This window comes from Microbacterium sp. Leaf179, from assembly GCF_001423785.1.
Taxonomy (GTDB): domain Bacteria; phylum Actinomycetota; class Actinomycetes; order Actinomycetales; family Microbacteriaceae; genus Microbacterium.
This window is the reverse complement of record NZ_LMPH01000001.1, coordinates 607,943-620,482: the sequence shown is the minus strand read 5'-3', so window position 1 is coordinate 620,482 and position 12,540 is coordinate 607,943. Positions and strand designations below refer to the sequence as shown.

Annotated in this window: 12 protein-coding genes; 5 read left to right on the top strand and 7 right to left on the bottom strand. The window is 69.1% G+C overall.

The genetic code is table 11. The features are described 5' to 3' along the window. Position 1: 1 nt before the first annotated feature. Positions 2–1,543, top strand: coding sequence for an amino acid permease (locus tag ASF96_RS02860; protein ID WP_055935757.1), 1,542 nt, complete (start codon positions 2–4; stop codon positions 1,541–1,543). A gap of 61 nt (positions 1,544–1,604) precedes the next feature. On the opposite strand, the gene ASF96_RS02855 is transcribed toward ASF96_RS02860, so the two are convergent. From ASF96_RS02855 to ASF96_RS02845, 3 genes are all read right to left on the bottom strand, one after another. Beyond that, positions 1,605–2,267, bottom strand: a complete 663-nt coding sequence (locus ASF96_RS02855) for a hypothetical protein (protein WP_181016005.1) — start codon at positions 2,265–2,267, stop codon at positions 1,605–1,607. Between the two features lie 45 nt (positions 2,268–2,312). Beyond that, a complete protein-coding gene (locus ASF96_RS02850; RefSeq protein ID WP_055937627.1) occupies positions 2,313–2,822 on the bottom strand; it encodes an amino-acid N-acetyltransferase in 510 nt (169 codons plus the stop codon). Positions 2,823–2,892: 70 nt separating this feature from the next. Further along, positions 2,893–5,418 (bottom strand): ATP-dependent Clp protease ATP-binding subunit, encoded by a 2,526-nt coding sequence (locus ASF96_RS02845; RefSeq protein ID WP_055833379.1) that lies wholly within the window; start codon positions 5,416–5,418, stop codon positions 2,893–2,895. A 190-nt stretch (positions 5,419–5,608) separates the two neighbouring features. Between ASF96_RS02845 and ASF96_RS02840 the strand changes: the two genes are divergently transcribed. From ASF96_RS02840 to ASF96_RS02830, 3 genes are read left to right on the top strand one after another with little or no spacing between them, the layout of a single operon-like run. Next, positions 5,609–6,235: a hypothetical protein gene (locus ASF96_RS02840; protein ID WP_055935754.1), complete on the top strand. Its 627-nt coding sequence runs from the start codon at positions 5,609–5,611 to the stop codon at positions 6,233–6,235. After that, the gene (locus ASF96_RS02835) at positions 6,235–6,849 is read left to right on the top strand and encodes a hypothetical protein (RefSeq protein ID WP_156458687.1); all 615 of its coding nucleotides are present in this window, start codon (positions 6,235–6,237) and stop codon (positions 6,847–6,849) included. Before ASF96_RS02840 ends, ASF96_RS02835 begins: the two co-directional genes overlap by 1 nt. Next, the gene (locus ASF96_RS02830) at positions 6,846–7,079 is read left to right on the top strand and encodes a helix-turn-helix domain-containing protein (RefSeq protein WP_055833368.1); all 234 of its coding nucleotides are present in this window, start codon (positions 6,846–6,848) and stop codon (positions 7,077–7,079) included. The genes ASF96_RS02835 and ASF96_RS02830 overlap by 4 nt, the downstream gene beginning before the upstream one ends. A gap of 9 nt (positions 7,080–7,088) precedes the next feature. Here the strand turns inward: ASF96_RS02830 and ASF96_RS02825 are convergent, their stop codons facing one another. The 3 genes from ASF96_RS02825 to ASF96_RS02815 form a co-directional block, all read right to left on the bottom strand. Next, positions 7,089–7,826 carry a hypothetical protein gene (locus tag ASF96_RS02825; protein ID WP_055935746.1) on the bottom strand — a complete coding sequence of 246 codons (738 nt, stop codon included), beginning with the start codon at positions 7,824–7,826 and terminating at the stop codon, positions 7,089–7,091. Positions 7,827–7,903: 77 nt separating this feature from the next. Beyond that, the gene (cls, locus tag ASF96_RS02820) at positions 7,904–9,370 is read right to left on the bottom strand and encodes a cardiolipin synthase (RefSeq protein ID WP_200934059.1); all 1,467 of its coding nucleotides are present in this window, start codon (positions 9,368–9,370) and stop codon (positions 7,904–7,906) included. 64 nt (positions 9,371–9,434) lie between these two features. Next, on the bottom strand, positions 9,435–9,632 hold the full coding sequence (locus ASF96_RS02815; RefSeq protein ID WP_055833357.1) for a hypothetical protein: 198 nt from the start codon (positions 9,630–9,632) through the stop codon (positions 9,435–9,437). 134 nt (positions 9,633–9,766) lie between these two features. Here ASF96_RS02815 and ASF96_RS02810 point away from each other — a divergent pair, with 134 nt between their 5' ends. Then, on the top strand, positions 9,767–10,927 hold the full coding sequence (locus tag ASF96_RS02810; protein WP_055935743.1) for a DUF4192 family protein: 1,161 nt from the start codon (positions 9,767–9,769) through the stop codon (positions 10,925–10,927). On the opposite strand, the gene lysS is transcribed toward ASF96_RS02810, so the two are convergent. Beyond that, positions 10,878–12,398 (bottom strand): lysine--tRNA ligase, encoded by a 1,521-nt coding sequence (lysS, locus tag ASF96_RS02805; protein WP_055935740.1) that lies wholly within the window; start codon positions 12,396–12,398, stop codon positions 10,878–10,880. The genes ASF96_RS02810 and lysS overlap by 50 nt on opposite strands. Positions 12,399–12,540 lie beyond the last annotated feature (142 nt).

The following is a 12,540-nucleotide window of genomic DNA, read 5'->3' as shown; positions in this document are numbered from 1 at the left end:
TATGTCCACCTCGAGCAGTTCCCGCAGAAAGGTCGCCGGCGCCACCTATACGGCGACCGACTCCACGTACTTTGAGAAACGCACCCTGAAACGTTCGGCCGGCGTCTGGGGGCTGTGGGGCCTCGCGGTCGCCGCCGTCATCTCGGGCGATTTCTCGGGGTGGAACTTCGGCGTCGCCAACGCCGGCTTCGGCGGCATGCTCATCGCCTTCGTGGTGCTCGTGGTCATGTACTACGGGCTGACGTTCTCGATCGGCGAGATGGCCGCCGCCATGCCCCACACCGGCGGCGCCTACTCGTTCGCGCGATCCGCGATGGGTCCCTGGGGCGGCCTGGCCACGGGCCTCGCCGAGACCATCGAGTACGTCGCCACGACGGCGGTCGTCGTCTACTTCTCCGGCCAATACGCCGACTCGGCGCTGGAGCTGCTCACCGGCGTGAGCCTGCCCGCGTTCGTGTGGTGGATCATCCTCTACGCGCTCTTCATCGCCCTCAACGCCGCCGGCGCGAACATCTCGTTCGGCTTCGCGATCGTCGTGTCGATCATCTCGATCGGCATCATCGTGGTCTTCGGCGTGATGTCCCTGGTCACGGGGGCGTTCGACTGGGCCTCGCTGTGGAACATCGTCCCCGATGCGGGGCAGACCGAGTTCCTCCCCCACGGCGTCGGGGCGATCCTGCTGGCCCTCCCCTTCGCCATGTGGTTCTTCCTCGGCATCGAGGAGCTGCCGCTGGCCGCCGAAGAGTCGCACGACCCCGCTCGCGACATCCCGCGGGCCGGCCTCTGGGCCCGAGGGACGCTCATCGTCACGGGTCTCATCGTGCTCTTCCTCAACACCGGCGTGCTCGGAGCCGAAGCGACCGGGACCTCCGTCGAACCCCTGCTCGACGGGTTCCGCGCGATGGTCGGCGACCAGGCCGCGGCACTCCTGTCGCTGCTCGCCCTGGTCGGGCTCCTCGCATCGCTGATGGGCATCATGTTCGCCTACGGCCGCAACATGTACTCGCTCTCGCGCGCCGGTTACTACCCGCGCTGGCTCTCTCTCACCGGTGCCCGGAAGACCCCGTGGGTGGCCCTCGTGTTCGGTGCGGTGCTGGGCTTCTTCGCCCTGGTGATTGTGCAGGCCGCGGGAGGAGATGCGAGTCCCGCCGGAGCGATCGTGCTGAACATCGCCGTCTGGGGCGCGGTGCTCGCGTACTTCCTGCAGATGGTCTCGTTCATCGTGCTCCGCAAGAAGTTCCCGAACGCGGTGCGTCCGTACAAGAGCCCGTGGGGCCTGTTCGGTGCCTACTCCGCGGCGATCATCGCCGCCGTCGTGTTCTTCGGCCTGCTGCTGAACTCGGCCTACCTGCTGGCGATCGTCGCGATCATCGTGGTCTACGCGGTGATCTTCGTCGCCTTCGCCGTCTACGGCCGCCACCGCCTCGTGCTCTCGCCCGAAGAGGAGTACGCCCTCTCCGGCGGTCTGCACGGCGACCCGCAGAAGGAGGGCTACGACGCCCTGCAGGGCGAGGTGTTCGGCAAGGATTCCCCGCGCAGCTGACCCGGTGATGACGGAGGGGTGGATGCCATGGCATCCACCCCTCCGTTCGTCGCGGTGCGCGTCACTGCAGGACGAACGACGCCGTCCCCGCCGACGGGATGCCGCCGATCGACACGCTCAGGTGGTACGTCGCTCCGCTGCCCGGCGCGTACGGCCGCTCGCTCTCGCACGAGCTCACCGAGGAACGCGTGCGGTCCCAGGTGAGGGGCGCCGAGCTGGTGACGGTCTGGCCGGCGGCGAGGGTGACCTCGAGATCGCTCGGCTCGGACTGGCAGTCGGTGGAGCGCCACCACACGTCGGAGCCGCTCGTCACGGTGAACGACTGCGCGCTCGTTCCGACGTTCATGGTGCAGGCGTTCGCCGACGAGTTGGTGAGGCGGATCGAGAGCTGCGGGTTCTCGCCCTGCGCGTACTCGGCCTTGTCCGACAGCGCCTCGACCGAGATGTCGGCGGCGGTGCACTCGACGGGCCCCGACGACACGCTCTGCGTCGGGGTGGAACTCGGAGTCGCCGCGGCCGGCGGAGCAGCCGACGAGACGGCGGGGTCGGGGGCACTCTCGGCGGTGGCAGGCGTCTCTTCGGCCGTCGGGACGGCGCGCCAGGGCGGAGCCGCGACGAGCCACACGACGAGGCCGATCACGATCAGGGCGAAGAGCCCTGCCGCGAGACGACGTCGACGATAGACCGCCGGGGACTGCCTCCGCCTTCGGGGGGCATCGGTCATGGTTCCAGGGTAGGCGTCACGGCTGAGTCCCCGCCCACGGCGCGCTCAGAGCTGCTTGAGCATGCGCGTGTTGCCCAGGGTGTTGGGCTTGACGTGCGCGAGGTCGAGGAACTCCGCGACGCCCTCGTCGGGACTGCGCACGAGCTGCGAGTACACGTCGGGGTCGACCACCTGCTCGCCGATCTCGGCGAACCCCCGACGCGTGAAGAAGTCGACCTCGAAGGTCAGGCAGAACAGGCGGCTGACGCCCAGCTCGCGCGCCCGCTCCTCGAGCATCTCGACGATGGCCCGCCCCACGCCGTGATGCAGCCACTCGTCATGAACGATGAGGGTGCGCACCTCGCCCAGGTCTTCCCACATGACGTGCAGGGCGCCGCAGCCGATGACGACGCCGTCGGCCTCGGCCACGACGAACTGCTGCACCGACCCGTAGAGCACCACGAGGTCTTTGCCGAGCAGGATGCGCTTCTGCACGAACGGCTCGAGCAGTTCGTGGATGCGTCGCACGTCGGCGGTACCGGCGGGGCGGACGACGAACGGCGCGGAAGAGGTCATCGACCCAGCGTACGCCGCGACGACGAAGGGCCCGGATGCCATGGCATCCGGGCCCTCGTCTGTTATGCGATCAGCTGCCCGCCAGAGTGTCGGGCGTCGCGGCGATCTCGCCAGCGGTTCCGACCCCGATCGCGACCTTCTCGCCGCGGGGGGCGGTCTCGAACGCGAACTGACCGTTCTCGACGGTGACCTTGACGTGGTCTCCCGCCTCGAGCTCGCCGTGCAGGATCTTCTCGCTGAGACGGTCCTCGACCTCGCGCTGCATGGCGCGACGGAGCGGTCGCGCACCGAGCGTCGGGTCGAAGCCGATCTCGATGAGCTTGTCCTTCGCGTCGTCCGAAAGCTCCACCGTCATGTCGCGGTCGAGCAGACGGTCGGCCAGGCGCTTGACGAACAGGCCGACGATCTGGCGAAGCTCGGGCTTGCTCAGCTGCGGGAAGACGATGACGTCGTCGACACGGTTGAGGAACTCGGGCTTGAAGTGGCGCTTGAGCTCTTCGTCGACCTTGCCCTTCATCCGCTCGTACGACGTCTGGGCGTTGCCCTCGACCTGGAAGCCGACCGGGCCCCCGGCGATCGCCGACGAACCGAGGTTCGTCGTCATGATGATCACGGTGTTCTTGAAGTCGATGACGCGACCCTGACCATCGGTCAGGCGACCCTCTTCGAGGATCTGCAGCAGCGAGTTGAAGATGTCGGGGTGGGCCTTCTCGATCTCGTCGAAGAGCACGACCGAGAACGGCTTGCGGCGCACCTTCTCGGTGAGCTGGCCGCCCTCTTCGAATCCGACGAACCCGGGAGGGGCACCGAACAGACGCGAGACGGTGTGCTTCTCACCGAACTCCGACATGTCGAGCGAGATCAACGCGCCCTCGTCGTCGAAGAGGAACTCGGCGAGCGCCTTGGCGAGCTCGGTCTTTCCGACACCCGTGGGGCCGGCGAAGATGAACGAGCCCGAGGGACGCTTGGGGTCCTTGAGGCCCGCACGCTGACGACGGATCGTGCGCGACAGGGCCGCGATCGCCTCTTCCTGGCCGACGACGCGCTGGTGCAGCGCCTTCTCCATGAACATGAGGCGGCTGGACTCTTCTTCGGTGAGCTTGAACACCGGGATGCCGGTCGCCTGGGCGAGCACCTCGGCGATCAGACCCTCGTCGACCACCGCGTGCGAGGCGACGTCACCGGAGCGCCACTGCTTCTCGAGGCGCAGGCGCTCGGCGAGGAGGGACTTCTCCTCGTCGCGCAGCGACGCGGCCTTCTCGAAGTCCTGCTCCTCGGAGGCCAGCTCCTTCTGCTCGCGGACCTTGGCGATCTTCTCGTCGAACTCGCGCAGCTCGGGCGGCGACGACAGGATCGACAGACGCAGGCGGGCGCCGGCCTCGTCGATCAGGTCGATGGCCTTGTCGGGCAGGAAGCGGTCGCTGATGTAGCGGTCGGCGAGGTTGGCCGCCGCGACGATCGCGCCGTCGGTGATCTGCACCTTGTGGTGCGCCTCGTACCGGTCGCGCAGCCCCTTCAGGATGTTGATCGAGTGAGGCAGGCTCGGCTCGGCCACCTGGATCGGCTGGAAGCGGCGCTCGAGGGCGGCGTCCTTCTCGAAGTGCTTGCGGTACTCGTCGAGCGTGGTGGCACCGATGGTCTGGAGCTCACCGCGGGCGAGGAGGGGCTTGAGGATCGACGCGGCGTCGATCGCGCCCTCGGCGGCACCCGCACCCACGAGGGTGTGGATCTCGTCGATGAAGACGATGATGTCGCCGCGTGTGCGGATCTCTTTCGTGACCTTCTTCAGGCGCTCTTCGAAGTCGCCGCGGTAGCGGGACCCGGCGATGAGCGAACCGAGGTCGAGCGAGTAGACCTGCTTGTCCTTGAGCGTCTCGGGCACGTCGCCCTTGACGATGGCCTGCGCGAGGCCCTCGACGACCGCCGTCTTACCCACACCGGGCTCACCGATGAGGACGGGGTTGTTCTTCGAGCGACGCGACAGGATCTGCATCACGCGCTCGATCTCTTTCTCGCGCCCGATGACGGGGTCGAGCTTGTTGTCGCGCGCGGCCTGCGTGAGGTTGCGACCGAACTGATCGAGCACGGCCGAGCCGCCCTGCGTGCCGGTCGAGGTCTGCTCACCGGCACCCGAGGCGACGCCCGCGGGCTCCTTGCCCTGGTAGCCCGAGAGCAACTGAATGACCTGCTGGCGCACCTTGTTCAGGTCGGCGCCGAGCTTGACGAGCACCTGGGCTGCGACACCCTCGCCCTCGCGGATGAGACCGAGCAGGATGTGCTCGGTCCCGATGTAGTTGTGGCCGAGCTGCAGCGCTTCGCGCAGAGACAGCTCGAGGACCTTCTTCGCACGCGGCGTGAAGGGGATGTGGCCGGTCGGCTGCTGCTGCCCCTGGCCGATGATGTCCTGCACCTGCTCACGGACGGCGTCGAGCGAAATGCCCAGCGACTCCAGCGCCTTGGCAGCCACGCCCTCACCCTCGTGGATGAGGCCCAGAAGGATGTGCTCGGTGCCGATGTAGTTGTGGTTCAGCATCTTCGCCTCTTCTTGGGCGAGCACCACTACACGACGAGCACGATCGGTGAATCGTTCGAACATCCTCAGTCCCTCCAAAAATGGGCTGACAGGCACGCCTCCGCGCGCCGTACATCGAGAGTAACCAGCGGCCGGATGCCGGGGACCCATGTTCGCCGTGGGCATACCGAGACGACGGCCGGTCTTGCGCAACACATCGATAGTCGTTACTTTATCGACAACCGATAACAACGATCATCGATAAGGAGTTGTCATGACCTCCCCCCGTCCGACCTCCCGTGTCCTCTCCCCCAGCGACACCGCCGGCTACGTCTTCTTCATCGTCGTCGGCGTCGCGATCGCCGTGTGGGCCGTCGTCCGCAGCGTCGCGAACATCGTCGCGGCCGTCCCCAACCGCAACGTCCGCGTGCCGATGCCCTTCGTGGACACCGCCGCCCAGGCACCCATCGGCCCCGCCGGTGCCCCCGTGCCGATCGAACTGACCGGCGGCGTGGTCACCGCCCCGTCCCTCCCCGCCCCCTCCCTGTGGGCGCTCTTCCTCGCCGAGGGCCTGTTCGCCGCGGTGGTGGTCACGGTGGTGACGCTGCTGCTGCTCGTCACCACCTCGGTGCTGCGCGGGCGGATCTTCAGCCGGCGGCAGACGGTCCTCGTGTCGACCGCGGGCATCGTCGCCCTCGCCGGCGTGGCCGGTGTGCCGTTCTTCCACAACATGGTCGCCAACGGCGCCATCGCCTGGCTCTCGGAGCGCACCTACGACCGCGGCACCGTGTCGCAGATCGATCTGCCGAGCTTCATCGGGGTCGCTTTCGTCGTGGCCCTCGTCGGCACGGTCTTCGCCGTGGGCGACCGCCTACAGCGCGACACCGAGGGGCTGGTCTGATGTCGAATCCCTCCTGGGTCTCCCCGCGCATGGAGCGCGGCATCGTCTGGCTCTTCGTCGCGGCGGGCGCCGTGATGGGCCTCACCCTGGCGCTTCCGGGCGTTCGGGCGGCGATCGGCATCGCGACGGGCGACGGCGGGTTCAGTCTTCTCACCGATGCCGAGGTCGAACACTCCGCCGCCGCGGGCGGTGCGGGCATCGCGTCCGCGCGGTACGAGTCCGCCTGGGTCGTGGCCACGGGGCTCAGCACGGGTGCGCGCACCCTGTTGGTGCTGGGCGCCTCGTTCGGCGCCCTCACGGTGCTGATCACGGTGGGCGCCGTCGTGCTCTTCTTCCTGCTGCTGCTGTGGCGGCGGCCGTTCCACCGTGCACTCGTCCTGGCCACGCAGGTCGCCGGCTGCGCTCTGCTGGTGGGTGGGATCCTCTCGGCGGGCCTGTCCGGACTCGGGCGCATGATGGCCGCGGATGAACTCAACCCGGCGGCGGGGGAAGTCTTCGTGGTCGGCACGTCATTCGACCTGGTGTGGGCTCTCGTGGGGCTCGGCGTGCTGGCGCTGTCGCTCGTCTTCTCGCGCGGCATCCGCCTCCAGCGCGACACGGAGGGGCTGGTATGAGTCCCGCGGCGAGCGACGAGGGCCCCACCGGCATCCACTGCCGCCTCGACGAGCTCCTGGAGGCACGCGGCATGACGCTCACCCGTCTGAGCGAACTCGTCGGGGTCTCGGTCGTGAACCTCTCGGTCCTGAAGAACGACCGCGCTCGCGCCGTTCGCTACTCGACGCTCTCGGCCATCTGCCGGGTGCTCGAGTGCGAGGTCGGCGACCTGCTGGTGGTGGAGCGGTGACCCCCGCCGTCAGCGGGTGCCGATGACCGCGATCGCGCCCGTCGTCTCGACGTTTCCCCCCGACAGCACGACGGACGCATCGCCCGAGGGGACGTTGCCGCCCACATCGGCGAGCGTGACGCGGGGAGCGATGTCCATCGTGCAGATCTGATCGCTCGGGGGCGTGGCGAACTGCACGGCGATGTCACTCGCCGACGTGGTGACCGACTCGACCGTGGGCGGGCATCCCGAGCTGCCGTAGGTGAGGATCGCGACGAGCGAGTCATCGACCCATCCGGCGCTGGGGGCGAAGTCGGTCAGTCCCGCGGGGGCCGCCGACGGCAGCCCATTGAGCGACACCTCGCCCTGCGCGACACCGTCGACCGAGACGGTCCACGCGCGGGTGACGTCGGTCCCCTCGGGCAGTCCCACCAGCGTCGCGCGCGGCGCCATGTCGCGCGTGCAGGAGTCGCGGCCCGACTCCTCGAGCGTCACGGACACCGTGCCGTCCGCCACCGACGGTTCACCGCTCACCACGGGCGGGCACGACGAGCTCCCCTGGGTGACCAGCGCGATCGAGCGGCCTCCCTCGAGCCACGCGGCACCGATCTCGCCGACGGGCGCCGTGGCCGTGGCATCCGGGGTCGAGACCGAGGGATCGGCCGACGCGGCCGACGATGCGGCACCGGTCGCGCAGCCGGTGAGCGCTCCCGCGGCGAGAAGAGCGGCACCGATGACTCCGGCGAGGGACAGCGAGCGACGAGACATGGAACCTCCAACGGGGGGACGTTCCGGCTCATGATGGCCGAAGATCCTGGATGCCAGCGGCGAATGCCGCGATCGCGTCACTGCAGAGCGGAGGTGAGGCGGGCGAGGTTGTCGAGGATCGTGGAGCGCAGGGGCTGGGTGCGCCACTCCTCGATCGTCAGTTGACGGCTCAGTTCGCGGTACCGCCCCTCGACCTCGCGCATGTCGTGCACGAAACCCTCGCCGCGCACCAGGAGCGACACCTCGAGGTTCAAACCGAACGAGCGCATGTCCATGTTGCTGGAGCCGATGACGGCCACCTCGTCGTCGATGGTCACGCTCTTGCTGTGCAGGATGTACGGCTTGCGGTACATCCAGATCGTGACGCCGGCGCGCAGCAGCGCCTCGTAGTAGCTGCGTTGCGCGTGATAGACCATCGCCTGGTCGCCCTCTTCGGAGACGAAGAGCTCGACGTGCACCCCGCGCTGGCAGGCCGTGGTGATGGCGAGCAGCAGAGCCTCGTCGGGCACGAAGTAGGGACTCACGATGATGATGCGTTCGCGGGCGGCGAAGAGGAGCCCCAGGAACAGCTTGAGGTTGTTCTGGAAGTCGAAGCCCGGGCCCGAGGGCACGATCTGGCAGTCGAGTTCGCCCGGACCCGAGGTGACGCTGAACAGGTCGATCTCGTCGCTCAGGGTCTCGTCGGTCTCGCTGTACCAGTCCGACAGGAACACCGCGTTGATGCTCGCCACGACCGGTCCCTCGACGCGCACCATGAGGTCGACCCAGTGCAGGCCGCGGCGGATGTTCTTGCGCAGGTTGTACGAGGAGTCGGTGACGTTCTGCGACCCCATGTACGCCACGTCGCCGTCGATCACGAGCAGCTTGCGGTGGTTGCGCAGGTCGGGACGCTGGTAGCGGCCCCGCAGCGGCTGCACCGGCAGCATGAGGTGCCAGTGCGCCCCCATCGCGTCGAGCCGTCGCAGAGTCTGCTTGTAGAACGGCTTGCCCCGGTTCGCCCAGTGGTCGAGCAGCACGCGCACGACCACGCCGCGCGCAGCGGCCTGTTCGAGGGCGCGGAAGAAATTGTCGGTCGAGTCGTCGGACTGCAGGATGTAGAACTCGACGTGCACGTAGCGCCGGGCCTGGCGGATGGCGTCGGCCATGGCGTCGAGGCTGCTCTGGTAGTCGGCGATGAGCGTCGCGGCGTTGTCGCCCGCGAGAGGCATGGCACCCAGGTTGCGGTTCAACCGCACGAGCGCGCGGAACCAGTCGGGTGCGTTCGGCTGCAGCGTGCCGAACTCGAGCGAGGCGCTGGTGTCGTGGATGTACTCGTTGATCGCGGCCTGTTTGCGTCGGCGCTTTCGCGGCAACCGCGGATTGCCGATCAGCAGGAAGAGGAAGACGCCGACGAAAGGGATGAAGTAGATCGCGAGCAGCCAGGCCATGGCGGCCGTGGGGCGCCGGTTGCGCGGCACGATGATGATCGCGGCGATGCGCACCACCAGGTCGACGACGAAGAGCGTGATGACGAGCCAGCTCGTTTCGAACGCGGCGTTGATCACGGATCCTCCTGGACGGGTCGTGGACCCAGCGTAGCGACGGCGTCCGACATCGACCGCGCGTCCGTCAGTTCGCGGAACCCTCGCTGCTCGCAGCGACCGGCGGGAGTCCGCGCTTCGCGCGCTCCTGCGCCTCGATGCGGGCGTACACCTTGCGCTCCGTGCGATCCATGCGGATGACGTTGCGGAGGATGAAGAAGAACACCACCGACACGACCAGGGTCGGCAGGATCGCCCACAGCATCGCGACCCAGGTGGCATCCATGCCCCCAGAATACCCGGGCAGCCGGGATCAACGGTCGCCGCACCCGTCCTCCCCACCCCTGCACCCTGGGGAACTGTCCACCGTCGAGCCATTTCGGCCCGCGCGGACCTCTCCCTCCGCGGCACTCTCGACCCATGACCACCACCGTCGTCCGAGCCTCGTCCTCGTCGTCCTTCCTCGCGCTCGTCCCCCGCCTGCTGGAGTGCACGCCCCACCGCAGTCTCGTGCTGGTGCCCTTCGCCCACGGCCGGTCGCTCGGCGCTCTGCGCGTCGACCTGCCCCACGGGCGCGGGCAGGCAGAGCTCGACAGCATCGCCTCCACCGTCATCGGCACCGCCTGCAAGGTCGCCCGCACCGACGCCATCGCCCTCGCCGTCTACGCCGACGAGACGCTGAACGGGGGTGCCCCTCTCCCCCACCGCGCCTTCGTCGACGCCGTCCTCGCCCGCGCCGACATCTGCGGGCTCAGGGTCGTCGACGCGCTCGTCGTGGGCGCGAACGCCTGGAACAGCTACCTCGACCCGTCGATACCGGCCGGGCGTCCCCTCGCCGAGATCGGATCCGCCCTGACCGACGCCCCCGACACGCTGGTCGCGCCCGACCAGTTCTCGGCGGCAGAACTCCCCGACCCCGACCCCGCACTGGCCCGCGCGGTCGCGCGCCTCCTCGACGACGTCGACCGGGTGCTCGCCCGGCCCCGCGACCGAGCGCGACTCAGCGCTGCACGCCAGGGGGCGGCCGACGACATCGTCACCGCCCTGGCCGACCCTCCCGCGCTGCTCGAGGACGCCGCCCGCACCCGCCCCGACGAGGTGACCCCGGCGCGGCTGGCCGCGCTCGCGTTCTGCCTCGAGCGCCCCGCACTGCGCGACGTCGCCCTCATGCAGTGGGCGGGTGACATCACGGTCGGCGACGCCGTGTTCGACGCGCAGACGACCTTCGGCGACGGTGAACCCTTCCCGGTCGACCTGGCGCGGCCGATGTGGGGCGAAGGCCCCGCTCCCGACGCCGACAGGCTCCGCCACGCGCTGGAGCTCTGCCGACGGGTGGCGTCGGTGGTTCCGCGCGAGCGGCGTCCCGGTGCGTTGTCGGCCTGCGCCTGGCTGGCCTGGGCCACCGGTCGCTCGTCGCACGCGGGCACCTACGCGCAGGCCGCCGTCGAGATCGACAGTGCACACGGCCTCAGCGCGATCGTGCTGACCATGCTCGACGCCGGACGCCTGCCGGAGTGGATCTTCGACCGACCTACTTCACCAGCGGGAAAAGAATCGTCTCGCGGATCCCGAGGCCGGTGATGGCCATGAGCAGGCGGTCGATGCCCATGCCCATGCCGCCGGTGGGGGGCATCCCGTGCTCGAGCGCGCGCAGGAACTCCTCGTCGATCGGCATGGCCTCGTCGTCGCCGCGCGCGGCGAGCTTCGCCTGCTCGACGAAACGCTGCCGCTGGATGACGGGGTCGACGAGCTCGGAGTACCCGGTCGCCAGTTCGAAGCCGCGAACGTACAGGTCCCACTTCTCCACGACGCCCGCGATCGAGCGGTGCTCGCGCACCAGGGGGCTCGTGTCGACGGGGAAGTCCATGACGAAGGTCGGGCGGGTCAGCCCGCCCTTGACGAAGTGCTCCCACAGTTCCTCGACCCACTTGCCGTGCGTCTCGTGCGGCGGGGCGTCGACGCCGGCCTCGGCGCCGAGAGCGCGCAGCTCGTCGAGCGAGGCCTGGGGGGTGATGGTCCGACCCGCGGCCTGCGACAGCGAGTCGTACATCGAGATGCGGTCCCACTCCCCGCCCAGGTCGTACTCGGTGCCGTCGGCCCACGTCACCGTGGTCGAGCCGGCCACCGCCATGGCGGCATCCTGAATGAGGGTCTGCGTCAGATCGGCGATGCCGTTGTAGTCGGTGTAGGCCTGGTAGGCCTCGAGCATCGCGAACTCCGGGCTGTGCGTGGAATCGGCGCCCTCGTTGCGGAAGTTGCGGTTGATCTCGTACACGCGGTCGATGCCGCCCACGACGGCGCGCTTGAGGAACAGCTCCGGCGCGATCCGCAGGTAGAGCTCGGTGTCGAAGGCGTTGGAGGTCGTGATGAACGGACGCGCGCTCGCGCCGCCGTGCTGCACCTGCAGCATGGGCGTCTCGACCTCGACGAAATCGCGTTCGGTGAACGTGCGGCGCAGGCTCGCATTCACCTTCGCCCGGGCGAGCACGGTCTCGCGTGCCCGATCGCGGACGATCAGATCGAGGAACCGGCTGCGCACGCGGCTCTCTTCGTTCAGCTCGGAGTGCAGGTTGGGCAGCGGCAGCACGGCCTTCGCCGCGATGGTCCACTCCGACACCATGATCGACAGCTCACCGCGTCGGCTCGAGATGACCTCACCCGAGACGAACACGTGGTCGCCCAGGTCGGTGAGCTCCTTCCACGCCTGCAGGGACTCCTCGCCGACGTTCGCGAGAGAGACCATCGCCTGGATCCGGCTCCCGTCGCCGGCCTGGAGCGAGGCGAAGCACAGCTTGCCGGTGTTGCGGCTGAACACCACACGTCCGGCGACGCCCGCGACCTCGCCGGTCTCGGCACCCGCCTCGAGATCACCGAACCGTGCACGCAACGCCGAGATCGTGGTGGTGACGGGCACCGCGACGGGGTACGGCCCACCGGCGGCGTCGGCGCGCTCGGCGAGCAGGCGCTCGCGCTTGGCGAGGCGGACCGCCTTCTGCTCGAAGACCTCGTCTTCGGTCGGTTCGGCGGTGTCGTTCGCGGGCGCGTCGGTCATCAGGGATGCTCCTCGGGGTCGCTTCCAGTCTATTCGCCGGGATCACCGGCGCCGTGGCGGTCGATTGGCGCGGCGACCGGCGCGCGGCGCTCAGCGCCGGGCCCGCAGCGCACGGCGTCTCAGGCCCGGCCCGCAGCGCACG

What these genes read in the sequence shown, in the direction of transcription:
- ASF96_RS02860 (WP_055935757.1), top strand. Translation starts at nt 2, where the DNA reads ATGTCCACCTCGAGCAGTTCCCGCAGAAAGGTCGCCGGCGCCACCTAT.
- ASF96_RS02855 (WP_181016005.1), bottom strand. Translation starts at nt 2,267, where the DNA reads ATGACCGATGCCCCCCGAAGGCGGAGGCAGTCCCCGGCGGTCTATCGT.
- ASF96_RS02850 (WP_055937627.1), bottom strand. Translation starts at nt 2,822, where the DNA reads ATGACCTCTTCCGCGCCGTTCGTCGTCCGCCCCGCCGGTACCGCCGAC.
- ASF96_RS02845 (WP_055833379.1), bottom strand. Translation starts at nt 5,418, where the DNA reads ATGTTCGAACGATTCACCGATCGTGCTCGTCGTGTAGTGGTGCTCGCC.
- ASF96_RS02840 (WP_055935754.1), top strand. Translation starts at nt 5,609, where the DNA reads ATGACCTCCCCCCGTCCGACCTCCCGTGTCCTCTCCCCCAGCGACACC.
- ASF96_RS02835 (WP_156458687.1), top strand. Translation starts at nt 6,235, where the DNA reads ATGTCGAATCCCTCCTGGGTCTCCCCGCGCATGGAGCGCGGCATCGTC.
- ASF96_RS02830 (WP_055833368.1), top strand. Translation starts at nt 6,846, where the DNA reads ATGAGTCCCGCGGCGAGCGACGAGGGCCCCACCGGCATCCACTGCCGC.
- ASF96_RS02825 (WP_055935746.1), bottom strand. Translation starts at nt 7,826, where the DNA reads ATGTCTCGTCGCTCGCTGTCCCTCGCCGGAGTCATCGGTGCCGCTCTT.
- ASF96_RS02815 (WP_055833357.1), bottom strand. Translation starts at nt 9,632, where the DNA reads ATGGATGCCACCTGGGTCGCGATGCTGTGGGCGATCCTGCCGACCCTG.
- ASF96_RS02810 (WP_055935743.1), top strand. Translation starts at nt 9,767, where the DNA reads ATGACCACCACCGTCGTCCGAGCCTCGTCCTCGTCGTCCTTCCTCGCG.
- lysS (WP_055935740.1), bottom strand. Translation starts at nt 12,398, where the DNA reads ATGACCGACGCGCCCGCGAACGACACCGCCGAACCGACCGAAGACGAG.